This window comes from Streptomyces avidinii (genome assembly GCF_045161815.1).
Classification (GTDB): Bacteria; Actinomycetota; Actinomycetes; order Streptomycetales; family Streptomycetaceae; genus Streptomyces; species Streptomyces avidinii.
In genome coordinates this window covers 4,624,070-4,639,680 of sequence record NZ_CP108863.1, presented here as the reverse complement: position 1 = coordinate 4,639,680, position 15,611 = coordinate 4,624,070, and the positions used below count along the sequence as shown (strand labels likewise).

Below are 15,611 nucleotides of genomic sequence, written 5' to 3'. Positions count from 1 at the left end.
CGAACCATCCCTGTATGTACGCGAGGTGACGCCCTATGACGTCCACGTCCCCGTCCACTCCCCACAGCTTCCAGGTCGATCTGCGCGGCTTGGTGGACCTGCTCTCCCACCACCTGTACTCCAGCCCGCGCGTCTACGTCCGCGAGCTGCTGCAGAACGCGGTGGACGCGATCACCGCGCGGCACGCCCTCGATCCGGCGGCCGGGATCCGCATCCAGCTGTCCGCGTCCGACGGCCGGGTAACCATCGAGGACAGCGGAATCGGTCTGACCGCCGACGAGGCCCACTCCCTCCTCGCGACCATCGGCCGCAGCTCCAAGCGCGCCGGCGGCGGCAGCAATCTCGACGAGCAGGGCCTGGAGGCCACCCGCCAGGAGTTCCTCGGCCAGTTCGGCATCGGACTGCTCGCGTGCTTCGTCGTGGCCCGTCAGATCCGGGTCGTCACCCGCTCCGCCCGCGACCCCCATGCCGCGCCCGTCGAATGGCTGGCCACGGACGACGGCTCCTACACCGTCCGCGAACTGCCCCACGAGGCACGGCCGGAGCCCGGTACCACCGTCGTCCTGGAGGCCCGCCCCGGCGCCGCCGAATGGGCCGTCCCGGCCAAGGTCGAGGAACTGGCCCGCGACTACGGCTCCCTGCTGCCGTACGAGATCACCTTCGACGACGGCGAGGGCGGCGAACCCCGCCCCGTCACCGACCGGCCCGCCGTGTGGGACCGGTCCTTCCCCACCCCGGACGCCCGCCGCGTTGCGCTCGCCGGGCACTGCGCGCAGCTCTTCGGTTTCACCCCGCTCGACAGCATCGACCTCGACCTGCCGGTCGCCGGCGTACGCGGAGTGGCGTACGTCCTTCCCGAACCGACCAGCCCCGCCCACCGGGCCGGACACCGCGTCCACCTCAAGGGCATGCTGCTCACCGAGCGGGCCGACAACCTGCTGCCCGACTGGGCGTTCTTCGTCCGCGCCGTCCTCGACACGGACACGCTGCGGCCCACCGCCTCCCGCGAGAACCTGTACGACGACGAGACCCTTGCCGCCGTCCGGGACGCCCTCGGCTCCCGAGTGCGCGGATGGCTCGCCGAGCTCGCGGCGAGCGATCCGGACCGCCTCGCCGCCTTCCTTCAGGTCCACCACCTCGGTGTGAAGTCCATGGCCCGCCACGACCCCGAGCTGCTCGGGCTGATGCTGCCGTGGCTGCCGTTCGAGACGAGCGACGGCTCGATGAGCCTCCAGGAGTTCGCGGCCGCCCACACGGACATCCACTTCACGCGCACCGTCGAGGAGTTCCGCCAGATCGCGCCGATCGCCGCGGCCCACGGGCTCGGCGTCATCAACGCCGGATACACCTACGACGCGGACCTGCTCGCCCTGCTACCGGCCGTACGGCCGGAGCTGAAGGTCACCGAACTGGACGCCGGGGCCGTCACCGAACGGCTCGACCCGGTGCCGACCGGCGCCGAGCTGGCCCTCGCCCCCTTCCTCGCCACCGCGCGCACCCGCCTGGAACCCCAGAGCTGTGACGTGGTGCTGCGCGCCTTCCAGCCCGTCGCCGTACCCGCGCTCTACCTCGACGACCGCCAGGCCCGCCAGGAGCGCGACCGCACCGCGGCACTGGAGAGCGCCGACTCCCTGTGGAACGGCATCCTCGGCGCGCTGCGAGGCTCCGCGCCCCGCGCCCGGCTGGTCCTCAACCACAACAACCCGCTCATCCGCCGGATCGCCGCCCTGCCCGACAAGGCACTGACCGCAATCGCCGTCGAATCGCTGTACGGGCAGGCCCTGCTGATGTCCCAGCGGCCGCTGCGCCCCGCCGACTCGACCCTGCTCAACCGGTCCTTCCTCGGCCTCCTGGAATGGGCGACCCACTCCACCGACGACCGCGACGCCCAGGAGGACAAGAAGTGACGACGCTGACGCGCGAGGAGATCGTGCGGGGCCTGGCGGAGAACCGCGAGACTCCGAACGGCGCCGTGCGCAACGCGCACGCCGAGGCCCTGGCCGGTGCGGCGGAGACGAGCGGTGACCGGGCCCTGTTCCGCGAGGCCCTGGACAACCTGATCAACGCCTACCTCTACAGCGCCGAGTCGCCGAAGATCCTGGTGCCCTTCGCCCGGCTGCTCCAGGAGTACGACAAGGACCCGGGCGCCTTCTCCGAATGGGAGGCGCATGCGCTGTTCTGGCAGTTCAAGTGGGTGGCCACGGCCATCTCCGACTCCCCCGGGATCCCGCTGGAGTCGGCCACCGGCTGGCTGGACGAGATGGAGCGCCGCTACCGGATCGCCGGCTACAGCGAGCGTCCCGTGCGCGAGGCCGAGATGTGGCTCGCCGACGCGATCGGCGAGGACGAACGCGCGGAACGGGCCTTCCGGCGCTGGCTGGCCGCCGACCGCGACAACATGAGCGACTGCCGGGCCTGCGAGCTCAACGGTCAGGGCCAGTACGCCGTCCTGCACGGCAACGACGCCGAGTCCCTGGAGCTCTGGCGGCCGGTGCTCGACGGTGACCTGACCTGCGCCGAGGAGCCCCACCGGCTGCTCGCCACCTCGCTGCTGCCGCTGCTGCGGCTCGGCCGGGCCGACGAGGCCCGCTCCCACCACCTGCGCGGCTACCGCATGGCCCGCGGCAACGAGAGCCTGCTTCCCTCGGTCGGCAAGCACATCGAGTTCTGCACGCTCACCGGCAACGAACCGCGCGGCCTGGAGATCCTGGCCGAACACGCCGCCCACGTGGCTCCGCTCGCCAACCTCGACGACCGGCTGGCCTTCCACGGCGGCATCCTCGTGCTGCTGCGCCGCCTGAAGGAACTGGGGCACGGGCAGACCCCCGCCGTGCCCTACGACGGAAGCCCTCGAACCGTCGCCGAGCTGTACGAGGTGCTGTACGCGGGCTGTCTGGACATCGCCCGGCAGTTCGACGCGCGCAACGGCACGACCCGGGTCTCGGACCGGTTCCTCGCGCGGGTCGGCCGGGAGCCGCTGGTGGGGGAGCTGCCGCTGGGGGTGCGCAGTGCGACGCTGCCGCTGACCGCCGCTCCCGCTTCCGTTCCCGCCTCCGTGCCGGTTTCCGTGGGATCCGGCCCGGTCTCGGCACCGGACGGGTTCCCCGAACTGGTGGAGCGGGCGCGCCGTGCCCGGCACCTGAGCCATCCCGCTACCGACGCGCTGTGGGCCGAGGTGGCCGTACGGGTGGACGCGCAGCCGGAGGTCGATCCCCTGGTCCGCGCCGACCTCGCGGACCAGCGGGCGCTGGCCGCCGCGCGGAGCGGGTCCGGGGAGGCGCCACAGCTGCTGAACGCGGTCCGGGACGACTACCGGGCACTCGGCGTCGCGGAGCGCGCGGCGCTCGCGGAGCTGCGGCTGGCCGGGGTGGCGGCGCAGTCCGAAGCCGCGCCCGCGGAGGTCCGGACGCGGCTGCGCGCCGCGCTGCGGGCCGCCGAGGCGCTCGACGCGGCCGAGCCGCTGCGGGCCCGGCGCATCGCGCTCGCTGAACTGTCGGCCATCCGGATCGAGTCGTACCTGCGCTCGGTGGAGACGGCCGACGCGGACGACCACCACGATCATCACGCGGTGCTGGCCGCCGAGCTGACCGAGTTCGTCTCCGCCCACGAAGGCGTACTGGCGGACCTGGTGGCGGAGGCCGAGGAGATGCTGGGCCGGGTGACCCTGGCGCAGGGCGAGCCGGAACGGGCCGTGCCACTGCTGGCGGCGTCCGCGTCGCGGGCGGTCGCGGCGGGCCGGCCGTGGCAGGCCGTGGACCCGCTGGTGCTGCGGGCCGGGGTGCTGCTCTCGCTGGACCGCCCCGAGGAGGCGGAAGCGGCGGCCCGCTCCGCGCTGGAGCACGCCGCAGAGGTGACCGACGCCGAGGTACAGGGCGTCGTACGGCTGACCCTCGCGGACATCCTGCTGCGACGGGGCGACGCGGGGGCGGAGACCGCGGAGCACGCGCTGGTGAGTTCCCACTGGTTCGACCGGGCCGGTCTCACGGCCGACGGTGGTGCTCAGGCCCGGCTGCTGCTGGCCCGGGCGTACGCGGGGAACGGCCGCAACGCCGAGGCCGCGGAGGTACTGCAATCGTCCCTGGCGGACCTGCTGGAGCACGGCGACCAGCAGGCGGTGTTCGTACGGGAGTTCCTGGGCGATCTGCTGCGCCGGCTGAACGAGCCCCGGCCGGCAGCGGAGCAGTACCTGCTGGCGGCGGAGATCGCCAAGGGCTGGGAGGATCCGCGTCCCCAGGCGGGTCTCGCGCAGTCGGCAGCCGACGCCCTGAGCGACGCGGGACTGCCCGTGGAGGCGGTCGCCGCGTACGAGCGGGCCCTGGAGCTGCACCGGCTGACGGGCGACGCCCCGGTCGCCGAGGTACGGGTCCTGCGCTCCCTGGCATGGCTGGGGCTGCGCGAGGAGGTCACCGCCGTGACGGTGGCGGGGGCACGGAAGCGGATGGCGGAGGCTGCCGAGGTGCTGGAGGCAGCGCTCGCGACGGATCCCGGCGTGCCCGAGCTGCGCTCCGAACTCGCCCAGACCTGGCACCAGCTGGCGCAGGTGCTCGACCGGTACGTCAGCGCGAACGAGCAGTCCGACGAGGACGACAACGAGCACGAGGTCGAGGCCCTCGCCGAGGGTGGATCGGAGCCGGCGACCCGGCTGGACGGGGCGGAGGTCGACGCGCTGCGTCTGGAGGAGATCGACCTGTGGGACCGGGCCGCCCGTGGCTACGCGGAGCTCGGCCCCGACCACCTGCGGGACCGGTTCCAGTGCCTGAACAACGCGGCCTGGACGGAGCAGGAACGGGGCGACGCACAAGCGGGCGCCGCGCGCGTCTCCGCGTTGATCGACGAGGTCCGTGCGCTGCCCGGGGATGACGTGCCCGACTGGGTCCTGCCGTCCGCGGAGCGTCTGCTCGCCCAGTTGAACGAAGGGAAGTAGCCGCCGTCCCGGGCGTCGCCGCTCCCTCGTGGGAGCGGCGACGCCCGGCGAACCGGACGCCCGGTGAATCAGCTGCCGAGCTGGGCCAGGGCCTCGGTGGCGATCTTCTCGAACACGGCCTCGTCGGAGGCGAAGTCGGAGTCCGGGATCGGAGCGTGGATCACCAGCTCGGTGAAGCCCAGCTCACGGTGCCGACCGGCGAAGTCGACGAACGCATCCACCGACGCCAGCACGGTGTTGGCCTCGGGGGTGAAGCCGGTCAGCAGGATCTTCTCCACGGGCTCGGGATCCCGCCCGACTTCCAGGAAGGTCTTGCCGAGTCGTTCGAGCTGCCCGCGCAGGGCCTCCCGCGACTGCTCGGGCGTGCCCTCCTCGAAGAGCTTCGGGTCGCCCGTGGTCACCCAGGCCTGACCGTGCCGGGCCGCGAGCCGCATGCCGCGCGGCCCGTTCGCGGCGATTGCGAACGGCAGCCGCGGGCGCTGCACGCAGCCGGGGATGTTGCGGGCCTCCTCGGCGGAGTAGAAGGTGCCCTCGTGACTCACCGAGCCCTCGCTCAACAGCTGGTCCAGCAGGGGCACGAACTCGGCGAAGCGGTCGGCGCGCTCACGCGGGGACCAGGCCTCCTGGCCCAGCGCGGTCGCGTCGAACCCGTTGCCGCCCGCGCCGATGCCCAGGGTGATACGTCCGCCGGAGATGTCGTCCAGGCTGATGAGGTCCTTGGCGAGGGTCACCGGGTGACGGAAGTTCGGCGAGGTGACGAGGGTGCCCAGGCGGATCCGCTCGGTGGCGGTGGCCGCCGCGGTCAGGGTGGGTACCGCACCGAACCACGGGCCGTCGCGGAACGTCCGCCAGGACAGGTGGTCGTAGGTGTAAGCGGTGTGGAATCCGAGCTGCTCAGCCCGGAGCCACTGATCGCGGCCTCCCTCGTGCCATCGACGTACCGGAAGGATCACCGTACTCAGACGCAGACTCATGCTCCGAGCCTACGGCGAGCCGATGTTTCACGTGAAACACGGCGTTTCACGTGAAACATCGTCCGAGGTGACAGGCCTCCCGCCCATGGTCGGGAGGCCACCGGCCATGGGCGAAGATGGAGCCGTGACCTCGGCTCCCCAGCGCCCGGACGGGCCAACCCCCACTCCCCGGCTCATCGCCACCGACCTCGACGGCACCCTGCTGCGCGACGACAAGTCCGTCTCGCCGCGCACCATCGCCGCGCTCGCCGCTGCCGAGGAGGCCGGGATCGAGGTCTTCTTCGTCACCGGCCGCCCGGCCCGCTGGATGGACGTGGTCAGCGACCATGTCCACGGCCATGGCCTCGCGATCTGCGCGAACGGCGCAGCAGTGGTCGACCTGCACGCCGGACGAGAGTTCGTACAGGTCAGGGCCCTCCCGCGGGTGGCCGCACTCGCCGTCGTCGATGCCCTGCGGGCTGCCGCCCCCGGTACTTCCTTCGCGGTCGAACTGACCACCGGCATCAACTACGAGCCCGCGTACCCGCCCTTCTTCAAGGACCCGGGCGCCAGGGTCGCCACCGCCGAGAAGCTGCTCCACGAGGACACGGACGAAGACGCCGCGCCCGTGCTCAAGCTCCTGGCCCACCACGCCGAGCTGGCCCCGGACGAGTTCCTGGCGCTGGCACGCTCCGCCGCGGGGGAGCACGCGTCGATCACTCGCTCCAGTCCCACCTCCCTGCTCGAAGTCAGCGGACCGGGCGTGTCCAAGGCCAGCACCCTGGCCCTGTGCTGCGCCGAGCGGGGCATTTCCCCCGCCGAGGTCGTTGCCTTCGGGGACATGCCGAACGACGTGGAAATGCTCAGCTGGGCGGGCACCTCGTACGCGATGGGCAATGCCCATCCCGATGTGATCGCGGCAGCGTCCGGCAGCACGGTCGCCAACAACGAGGACGGGGTCGCCCTCGTCATCGAGCGCATCCTGGCCGAACGGACCGCGCAGCAGCAGGCCTGAGGACCTGCCGACCGGGCCGGATCAGGCCTGGACGGCAGGCTGGAGCGGGGCCTCCCACACCACGGTGGTCCCGCCGCCGTCCTCCCCGATGCCCGGGCCGTAGGAACTCGAACCGCCCAGCGACTCGGCCCGGCGACGGAGGTTCCGCAGTCCGCTGCGGCGGCCTCCCTCGGCGATGCCCACGCCGTCGTCGGCGACCTCCAGCCGGACCCCGGGACGGCCGTCCGCGAGCGTGACGGTCGAGTCGAGCACCACCTCGATCCGGGTCGCCTCGGCATGGCGGAAGGCGTTGGACAGCGCCTCCCGGAGCGCGGCGATCAGGTTCTTGCCGACCAGCTCGCCGACGACCGCGTCGATCGGTCCGAGGAAGCGGTGCGCGGGCTTGAAACCCAGCGGCACGGCGGCCATGTTGATCTCCCGCAGCACCCGGGTGCGCAACCCTGACGGGGCCTCCGCCGGACCCTGCTGGAGGGCGAAGATCGCGGTGCGGATCTCCTGGATCGTCACGTCCAGTTCGTCCACGGCCTTCCCCACGCCGTCGCGCACCTCGGGGACGATGGTCCGGCGCTGGGCGCCCTCCAGCATCAGCCCGGTGGCGAAGAGCCGCTGGATGACCAGGTCGTGGAGGTCGCGGGCGATCCGGTCGCGGTCCTCGAACACCGCCAGCCGTTCGCGGTCGCGCTGGGCCTCGGCCATCATCAGGGCGAGCGCCGCCTGGGAGGCGAACTGTGTGGCCAGCGTCCGCTCGGCCTCGCTGAAGGGCCGCCCGCCGCGGGCCCGGGGGGTGACCAGCGCGCCCAGGACCCGCCCGCCGCTCTGCAGGGGCAGCATCATGCAGGGGCCGTACTGGCTGGTGAGCTTGCTGATCGTGCGAGGGTCGGCCGCCGCGTCGTCCACGAAGACCGGCTCGCCCTCCAGCAGCCGATCCACCACCGGGCTCTCGGCCGGAATCACCACTCCGAGCGAAGTGGCCGGGTTCTCGGCGGACACGGCGACGATCTCCATCCCGCCGTCCTCGGCCGGCAGCAGGACGATCCCGGCGGCGGAGTCGGCCAGTCGGCGGGCCTGTTCGGCGACCACCGTGAGGGCGTCGTCGGCGTCCCCGCCGGACAGGAGGGCGGTGGTGACGGCCACCGAGCCGTCGATCCACCGCTCGCGCTGGGTGGCGGCCTCGTACAGCCGGGCGTTGCCGATGGCGATGCCCGCCTCGGTGGCCAGCACCCGGACCATGTGGAGGTCGTAGTCGTTGAACTCGCCACCGCCGTTCTTCTCGGCGAGGTAGAGATTGCCGAAGATCTCTCCCTGCACCCGGATCGGCACGCCGAGGAAGGTCTTCATGGGCGGGTGGTGCGGCGGGAACCCCGCCGAGCGCGGGTCCTTCGTCAGATCGGCCAGCCGCACCGTGTCCGAGTGCGAGATCAGTGCTCCGAGCAGTCCCCGCTTCCCGTCGGGACGGTGTCCGATCTTCCGGACGTCCGCGGAGCTGATCCCGTGGGTGACGAAGTCCGAGAGTCCGCGGCCCTCCGTGTCGACGACGCCGATCGCCGCGTAGCGGGCGTCCGCGAGCTCGGCCGCGGTCTCGCAGATCCGGTCCAGCGTGGAGTGCAGTTCGAGCCCGGTCCCGACCGACCTCATGGCTTCCAGCAGCTGCGGGACACGGGCCGTGAGCTCGGTGGACAGACCGTGCAGACTGCTGGTGGCCCGGGTCGCAGCCACGAGCGGGTCCGGTGTTGCGGCCGTTCCCGACGACGGATCCGGTGAGGGATCCGTCGATGGACCCGGTGACGGATCCGGCGATTCCTGCGGCTGCTGCGCTGACATGGTCTTGAGAGTAGTTAGTCCCTATTGGCGGGGAAAGTTGGCCAAAGTCCCCTCCGTTGCCCTTTCCCGCTCCAGCAACCGCCGCAGCGGCCCCTCGGCAACGGCCAGCTCCGCGTACGGGCCGCGCTGCACGACCTCGCCGCGGTCCAGCACGAGCACCTCGTCGACCGCCTCCAGGCCGGCCAGCCGGTGCGTGATCAGCACGGTGGTCCGGCCCTCGGTCGCGGCCAGCAGGTCCGCCGTCAGGGCATCCGCCGTGGCCAGGTCCAGATGCTCGGCCGGCTCGTCCAGAACCAGTACGGGGAAGTCCGCGAGCAGCGCCCGTGCCAGGGCCAGCCGCTGGCGCTGGCCACCCGAGATCCGCTCACCGTGCTCGCCGACCAGCGTGTCCAGCCCGTCCGGAAGGCCGTCGGCCCACTCCAGCAGCCGGGCCGCGGCCAGCGCTTCCCGCAACTGCTCCTCGCTCGCACCGGTCCGGGCCAGGCGCAGGTTCTCCCGTACCGAGCTGTCGAAGATGTGGGCGTCCTGGGCGCACAGGCCCACGAAGGCACGTACGTCGTCGCCGTCGAGGGTGCGCGCGTCGCTCCCGCCCAGGCCGTACGTGCCCTCGGCCGGATCCAGGAACCGGAGGAGGACCTGCGCCAGGGTGGTCTTGCCGGACCCCGAGGGCCCGACGACGGCGATGCGGCGTCCGGCCTCCAGGGTGAGGTTCACGTCGCGCAGCGCGGCGCGTTCCTGGCCGGGGTGGCGGGCGGTGAGTCCCGTCAGCCGCAGCGGGAACGGTGTGGCGGGGGCCGCGGCAGCCTGCTCGGGCTCGGCGACCGGGACCGGCGCATCGATGACCTCGTAGACCCGCTCGGCGCTGCGGCGCACCCGCTGGCGGTACTGGACGGCGAGCGGAAGTCCGTTCACCGCTTCGAAGGCGGCCAGCGGCGTCAGGACCGCGACGGCCATGGCCACCCCGGAAAGCCGTCCGTCGTGGACGGCGCCGGCGGCAACGGCCGCGGCAGCCACGACGGTGAGCCCGCACACCAGGGCCGACAGACCGCTGCCCAGCCCGGCCGCGGCCGAGCCCCTGGCGGCGATGCGGGTCAGCAGGCCGTCGCTCTCCCGCGCCCGTCCCTTGCGGTCCTCCAGGGCGCCGGCCACCGTCAGCTCCGCGGTGCCGGTGAGCAGATCGGCCACCCGGGTGGCGAGTTCGCCACGGGCGGGCGCGAGCCTGCGCTCGGCGCGCCGGGCGCAGGCCCCGCTCACCAGCGGTACCCCGACGCCGGCGGCGAGCAGTCCGACGGCGAGCACGGCTCCGGCCTCGGGCAGCAACCAGGTGGTGAAAGCGACCGAGCCTGTTCCGACGAGCACGGCGGTGCCGACGGGCAGCAGCCAGCGCAGCCAGTAGTCCTGGAGTGCGTCGGCGTCGGCCACCAGCCGGGCCAGCAGGTCCCCGCGCCGGTGCTCCCGCAGTCCGGCGGGTGCGATGCGCTCCAGTCGGCGGTACACGGAGACCCGCAGGTCGGCGAGCATCCGCAGCACGGCGTCGTGGGAGACGAGCCGCTCGGCGTACCGGAAGACGGCGCGGCCCAGGCCGAAGGCCCGGGTGGCCGTGACGGCCACCATCAGGTAGAGCACGGGCGGCTGTTCCGAGGCGCGAGAGATCAGCCAGCCCGAGACGGCCATCAGGCCGACGCTGCATCCGACGGCCAGGGCCCCGAGCAACAGCCCGAGCCGGAACCGTCCTTGCCAGGCCCGTGCGACCGCCCGTACCCGGCGCAGCGGGTCGTGCGCCGAGGCAGTGCCGGCCGCCCCCGCACCGACCGGGCCCGGGCCGCCGGACCGCACCCGCTCGGGCGCGGTACCGAGGATCCACTCCCCGGTATCCGGGACGTGGTCGCCGGACGCACCGGGGGACAGGAGCTCGGCGCCGGCCGGGGAGGCGGCGCGGCGGGGGAGCGGCCGCCCGGCCGACGGCCCCGAAAGCGCCCCGGGGCCGTCACCGGCAGCCATCGGCACCACCCGGTCCGCAACGGCGAGCAGAGCCGGCCGGTGTACGACCAGCAGCACGGTCCGCCCCGCGGAAAGCCGCCTGACCGCGTCCACGATCCCCGCCTCGGTCTCGCCGTCGAGCGCCGCGGTCGGCTCGTCCAGCAGCAGCACGGGCCGGTCCGCCAGGAACGCGCGCGCCAGGGCCAGCCGCTGCCGCTGTCCGGCGGACAGCCCCACACCGCCCTCGCCCAGCGGGGTCTGCGCCCCGTTCGGCAGGGCGCTCACGAAGTCCCACGCACCGGCGTCCTTCAACGCCGCGGCCACATCGTCGTCACAGGCCCCCGTGCGGGCCAGCCGGACGTTCTCGGCGATCGTCCCGGCGAACAGGTGCGGGCGCTGCGGCACCCAGGCGATCCGGTCCCGCCAGTGCTCCTGCGACAGTTCGGCCAGGTCCACCCCCGCGACCCGTACCCGCCCGGCGGTCGGCGTCACGAACCCCAGCAGTACTTGGAGCAGCGTGGACTTCCCCGCTCCGCTCGGGCCGGTGAGGGCCACGCACTCCCCCGGCCCGACCGTCAGGGAGACGGGCCTCGGGGAGTCCTCGCCCCGGCCCTCGTAGCGGACGGCGATCCCCTCGATCTCGATCCGCAGGGGAGCGCCGGCCGGCAGCTCGGCCGTACCGGCCGGACCGGTGGCGGGGGCCTCCAGGACTTCGAAGATCTCCTCGGCGGCCGCCAGCCCTTCGGCGGCGGCGTGGTACTGGGCTCCGACCTGGCGCAGTGGCAGGTACGCCTCGGGGGCCAGGATCAGGATGACCAGGCCGGTGTAGAGGTCCAGTTCGCCGTGGACCAGCCGCATCCCGATGGTCACGGCCACCAGGGCCACCGACAGGGTCGCCAGCAGCTCCAGTGCGAAGGAGGAGAGGAAGGCGATGCGCAGGGTCCGCATCGTGGCGCGCCGGTAGTCATCGGTGATCTTGCGGATCGACTCGGCCTGCGCCTTGGCCCGGCCGAAGACCTTCAGGGTGGGAAGGCCGGCCACCACGTCGAGGAAGTGCCCCGACAGCCGGGACAGCAGCCGCCACTGGCGGTCCATCCGGGACTGGGTGGCCATACCGATGAGGATCATGAACACCGGGATCAGCGGCAGCGTCACCACAATGATGGCCGCCGACACCCAGTCCTCGGTGACGATGCGGGCGAGCACCGCCACCGGCACGACCACCGCGAGCCCCAGCTGGGGCAGGTAGCGGGAGAAGTAGTCGTCGAGCGCGTCCACCCCGCGGGTGGCCAGTGACACCAGCGATCCGGTCCGCTGCCCGGTCAGCCACCCGGGTCCTAGCTCCGCGGCCCGGTCCAGCAACCTGCCCCGCAGCTCCGACTTGACCGCCGCGCCGGCCCGGTGCGCGGCGAGTTCCGTCAGCCAGGCGATCAGCCCGCGCCCGATCGCCACCGCCGCGAGCAGCAGCAGGGGCGTCCGGAGCGCCCGGCCGTCGAGCCCCTGCTCGAAGGCACCGACCACGATCTCGGCGATCAGCATCGCCTGACCGACGACCAGCCCCGCCCCGGCAAGACCCAGGGCCACCACCGCCCCCAGGAAGAGGCGGGTGGAACGGGCGTACCGGAGCAGTCGCGGGTCGATCGGTTTCACGTGAAACATCCCCTCGGGGAGGTCAGCCGGACAGGCGGGTCATGCGTGGAAATCAGTGCACGTCGACGATGTGCTGCGTCCCGATCCGCTTGCGGAACACCCAGTACGTCCAGCCCTGGTAGAGCAGGACGAGCGGGGTGGCCACGGCCGCACACCAGGTCATGATCTTCAGGGTGTACGGGCTGGACGAGGCGTTGGTGACCGTGAGGTTCCAGGCGTCGTTCAGCGAGGACGGCATGACATTCGGGAAGAGCGTGAGGAAGAGCATCGCGACGGCCGCCGCGATGGTGACCCCGGAGAGTGCGAACGACCAGCCCTCGCGGCCGGCCAGGTTGAAGCCGAGTGCCGCGACCAGTGCCAGCACCGCGACAGCCATCGCGATCAGGCTCGTGCCGTCGCCGCGCGAGACCTGGGTCCAGATCAGGAAGACCAGGGCCAGGACGGCGGTGACGACGCCCAGCCGGGTCGCCAGCTTCCGCGAGCGGTCCCGGATGTCACCGACGGTCTTGAGCGCTGTGAAGACCGCGCCGTGGAAGGTGAACAGGGTGAGGGTGACCAGTCCGCCGAGGATCGAGTAGGCGTTCAGCAGGTCGAGGAAGCCGCCGACGTACTCCATGTTCTCGTCGATCTTGACGCCGCGCACGATGTTGGCGAAGGCGACACCCCACAGGAACGCGGGTATCAGCGAGGTCCAGAAGATCGCGTGTTCCCAGTTGGTCTGCCAGCGGTCCTCGGGGCGCTTGTGGCGGTACTCGAAGGCGACGCCACGGATGATGAGGCATATCAGGATGATCAGCAGCGGCAGGTAGAAGCCGGAGAAGAGGGTGGCGTACCAGTCGGGGAAGGCGGCGAAGGTGGCCCCGCCCGCAGTGAGCAGCCAGACCTCGTTGCCGTCCCACACGGGCCCGATCGTGTTGATCAGGACCCGCTTCTCCGTGCGGTCGCGAGCGAGCAGCTTGGTGAGTACGCCGACTCCGAAGTCGAAGCCCTCCAGGAAGAAGTAGCCGGTCCACAGGACGGCGATGAGTACGAACCAGACATCGTGGAGTTGCATGGTGTGCGCTCCTCGGCCTCAGTACGAGAAGGCCATCGGCCGGTCGGGGTTCTTGTCGTCCCCACCGATCTTGGTGGGCGGGTTGAGGTCTGCCTCGGTGAGTTCGGGCGGTCCGGCCTTGACGTACTTGACGAGGAGCTTGACCTCGATCACGGCCAGCACGGCGTACAGCAGCGTGAAGCCGATCATCGAGGTGAGTACCTCGCCCTGGGAGACGTGCGGCGAGACGGCGTCCCTGGTGCGCAGGACCCCGTAGACCACCCACGGCTGGCGGCCCATCTCGGTGAAGATCCAGCCCCAGGAGTTGGCGATCAGGGGGAAGCCCATCGTCCAGAGCGCGACGATCCAGTACAGGTTGGCGAACTTCGGGCTCAGCGGCTTCCTGAAGAGCACCAGGTGCGGGACCTCGTCCTCCCCGGTGCGCAGCTGCGCAGGCAGCAGGAACCGCTTGCGGGTCAGCCACAGCCCCAGTGCTCCGACGCCGACGGAGGCCATGCCGAAGCCGATCATCCAGCGGAAGCCCCAGTAGGCGACCGCGATGTTGGGCCGGTAGTCACCGGGGCCGTACTTCTCCTGCTCGGCCTTGTTCACGTCGTTGATGCCCGGGACGAAGGAGGTGAAGTCGTCGTTGGCCAGGAACGAGAGCAGGCCGGGGATCTCTATCGCCACGTTGTTGTGGCCCTTGTCGACGTCTCCGTAGGCGAATACGGAGAAGGGCGCGGGCGCCTCGCCGTCCCACAGCGCTTCCGCGGCGGCCATCTTCATGGGCTGCTGCTTGTACATCACCTTGCCGAGCAGGTCACCGCTGATCGCCGTGCCCATTCCAGCGATGATCATGACGATCAGGCCGAGGCGCAGCGAGCTCCGCATCACGGGGACGTGCTTCTTGCGCGCCAGGTGATACGCGGAGATTCCCGCCATGAACGCGCCGCCGACCAGGAAGGCGGCCGTGATGGTGTGGAAGAACTGGGTGAGCGCGGTGTTCTGGGTCAGGACGAGCCAGAAGTCGGTGAGCTCGGCGCGGCCCCGCTCCTCGTTGATGCGGTACCCGACCGGGTGCTGCATCCAGGAATTGGCCGCCAGGATGAAATAGGCGGACAGGACGGTGCCGATGGACACCATCCAGATACAGGCGAGGTGGATCTTCTTCGGCAGCTTGTCCCAGCCGAAGATCCACAGGCCGATGAAGGTCGACTCGAAGAAGAAGGCGATCAGCGCTTCGAAGGCGAGGGGGGCCCCGAAGACGTCGCCGACGAATCGCGAGTAGTCGGACCAGTTCATGCCGAACTGGAACTCCTGGACGATGCCGGTGACGACACCCATCGCGATATTGATCAAGAAAAGCTTGCCCCAGAACTTTGTGGCCCTGAGGTACTTCTCCTTCTCGGTACGCACCCATGCGGTCTGCAGGCCGGCCGTGAGCGCGGCGAGCGAGATCGTCAAGGGCACGAAGAGGAAGTGATAGACGGTGGTGATTCCGAACTGCCATCGCGCCAGAGTCTCCGGCGCCAAAGCTAGGTCCACGTCCTCGTCTCCTTCGGGTCGCCGTGGTCACAGCGGCAGTCTGCCTGGTGTGTCCCACGCAATACGGGAGTAAGTAGGACACGCTTGTGAACGCGTTCACATTCACAAGCATTATGTCGCACCACTCTCGGCCACCTTCGGGCGGGGTACCCCTCTAGCCAATCGATTCAACAGATTGTTGAATGCGGCTCATGCAGATACGAATCTCGTGGCCTGCGGGCCAGCTCACCGCAACCCTCGACGAGACCCCGACCAGCAAGGCGCTGGCCGAGGCCCTTCCGATTTCCGCCTCCGCCAACACCTGGGGCGAGGAGGTCTACTTCGACACCGGCGTCTCCGTCGCCCTGGAGGACGACGCGCGGCAGGTCGTCGACCCCGGCACGGTCGCGTTCTGGACCGAGGGCGACGCTCTCGCGCTGCCCTACGGCCCCACTCCCATCTCGCGCGGGGGCGAGAGCCGCCTCGCGAGCCCGTGCAACGTGCTCGGCTCCTTCGACGGCGACCCCCGCCTGCTGTCCACCGTCCGCGACGGCGATCCCGTCCGCGTGGAACTCGCCTGAGCCACCGGAACGGTCCGGCCGGCAGGACATCCCCGTCGGCCGCGGCGGCCGCGCAAACCGCCCGGAGCGCCGAGCACGACGGAACTCCCGCCCCGAAGCCCCCGAAGCCGGCGGAGCCCCCGAAGCGGAG

Annotated in this window: 9 protein-coding genes; 4 read left to right on the top strand and 5 right to left on the bottom strand. The window is 71.6% G+C overall.

Annotated features, from left to right (window positions below; translation table 11 throughout):
• Positions 1–35 precede the first annotated feature (35 nt).
• Together OG373_RS20685 and OG373_RS20680 are read left to right on the top strand one after the other, a co-directional pair.
• Positions 36–1,907: an HSP90 family protein gene (locus OG373_RS20685; protein WP_405439586.1), complete on the top strand. Its 1,872-nt coding sequence runs from the start codon at positions 36–38 to the stop codon at positions 1,905–1,907.
• Positions 1,904–4,924 (top strand): tetratricopeptide repeat protein, encoded by a 3,021-nt coding sequence (locus tag OG373_RS20680; protein WP_405439585.1) that lies wholly within the window; start codon positions 1,904–1,906, stop codon positions 4,922–4,924. The genes OG373_RS20685 and OG373_RS20680 overlap by 4 nt, the downstream gene beginning before the upstream one ends.
• Positions 4,925–4,992: 68 nt before the next feature.
• Here the strand turns inward: OG373_RS20680 and OG373_RS20675 are convergent, their stop codons facing one another.
• Complete coding sequence (locus tag OG373_RS20675) at positions 4,993–5,898, bottom strand: LLM class flavin-dependent oxidoreductase (RefSeq protein ID WP_397732797.1); 906 nt, start codon at positions 5,896–5,898, stop codon at positions 4,993–4,995.
• A 106-nt stretch (positions 5,899–6,004) separates the two neighbouring features.
• Between OG373_RS20675 and OG373_RS20670 the strand changes: the two genes are divergently transcribed.
• Entirely contained in the window at positions 6,005–6,892 is an 888-nt protein-coding gene (locus OG373_RS20670) for a Cof-type HAD-IIB family hydrolase (protein WP_189972486.1), read from the top strand.
• Positions 6,893–6,913: 21 nt separating this feature from the next.
• Here OG373_RS20670 and OG373_RS20665 read toward each other — a convergent pair whose 3' ends face one another.
• The 4 genes from OG373_RS20665 to OG373_RS20650 are packed head-to-tail and all read right to left on the bottom strand — an operon-like array spanning position 6,914 to position 14,921.
• Positions 6,914–8,713: a GAF domain-containing sensor histidine kinase gene (locus OG373_RS20665; RefSeq protein ID WP_405439584.1), complete on the bottom strand. Its 1,800-nt coding sequence runs from the start codon at positions 8,711–8,713 to the stop codon at positions 6,914–6,916.
• A gap of 21 nt (positions 8,714–8,734) precedes the next feature.
• Entirely contained in the window at positions 8,735–12,343 is a 3,609-nt protein-coding gene (gene cydD, locus OG373_RS20660; protein WP_405439583.1) for a thiol reductant ABC exporter subunit CydD, read from the bottom strand.
• Between the two features lie 52 nt (positions 12,344–12,395).
• The gene (gene cydB / locus OG373_RS20655) at positions 12,396–13,397 is read right to left on the bottom strand and encodes a cytochrome d ubiquinol oxidase subunit II (RefSeq protein WP_405439582.1); all 1,002 of its coding nucleotides are present in this window, start codon (positions 13,395–13,397) and stop codon (positions 12,396–12,398) included.
• A gap of 18 nt (positions 13,398–13,415) precedes the next feature.
• Positions 13,416–14,921 (bottom strand): cytochrome ubiquinol oxidase subunit I, encoded by a 1,506-nt coding sequence (locus tag OG373_RS20650; RefSeq protein ID WP_405439581.1) that lies wholly within the window; start codon positions 14,919–14,921, stop codon positions 13,416–13,418.
• A gap of 191 nt (positions 14,922–15,112) precedes the next feature.
• Between OG373_RS20650 and OG373_RS20645 the strand changes: the two genes are divergently transcribed.
• On the top strand, positions 15,113–15,481 hold the full coding sequence (locus tag OG373_RS20645; RefSeq protein ID WP_390799726.1) for a cyclophilin-like fold protein: 369 nt from the start codon (positions 15,113–15,115) through the stop codon (positions 15,479–15,481).
• The last annotated feature ends 130 nt before the right edge of the window (positions 15,482–15,611 follow it).

Coding starts and splice junctions, on each gene's coding strand:
- OG373_RS20685 (WP_405439586.1), top strand. CDS start 36: ATGACGTCCACGTCCCCGTCCACTCCCCACAGCTTCCAGGTCGATCTG.
- OG373_RS20675 (WP_397732797.1), bottom strand. CDS start 5,898: ATGAGTCTGCGTCTGAGTACGGTGATCCTTCCGGTACGTCGATGGCAC.
- OG373_RS20670 (WP_189972486.1), top strand. CDS start 6,005: ATGGGCGAAGATGGAGCCGTGACCTCGGCTCCCCAGCGCCCGGACGGG.
- OG373_RS20665 (WP_405439584.1), bottom strand. CDS start 8,713: ATGTCAGCGCAGCAGCCGCAGGAATCGCCGGATCCGTCACCGGGTCCA.
- cydB (WP_405439582.1), bottom strand. CDS start 13,397: ATGCAACTCCACGATGTCTGGTTCGTACTCATCGCCGTCCTGTGGACC.
- OG373_RS20645 (WP_390799726.1), top strand. CDS start 15,113: ATGCAGATACGAATCTCGTGGCCTGCGGGCCAGCTCACCGCAACCCTC.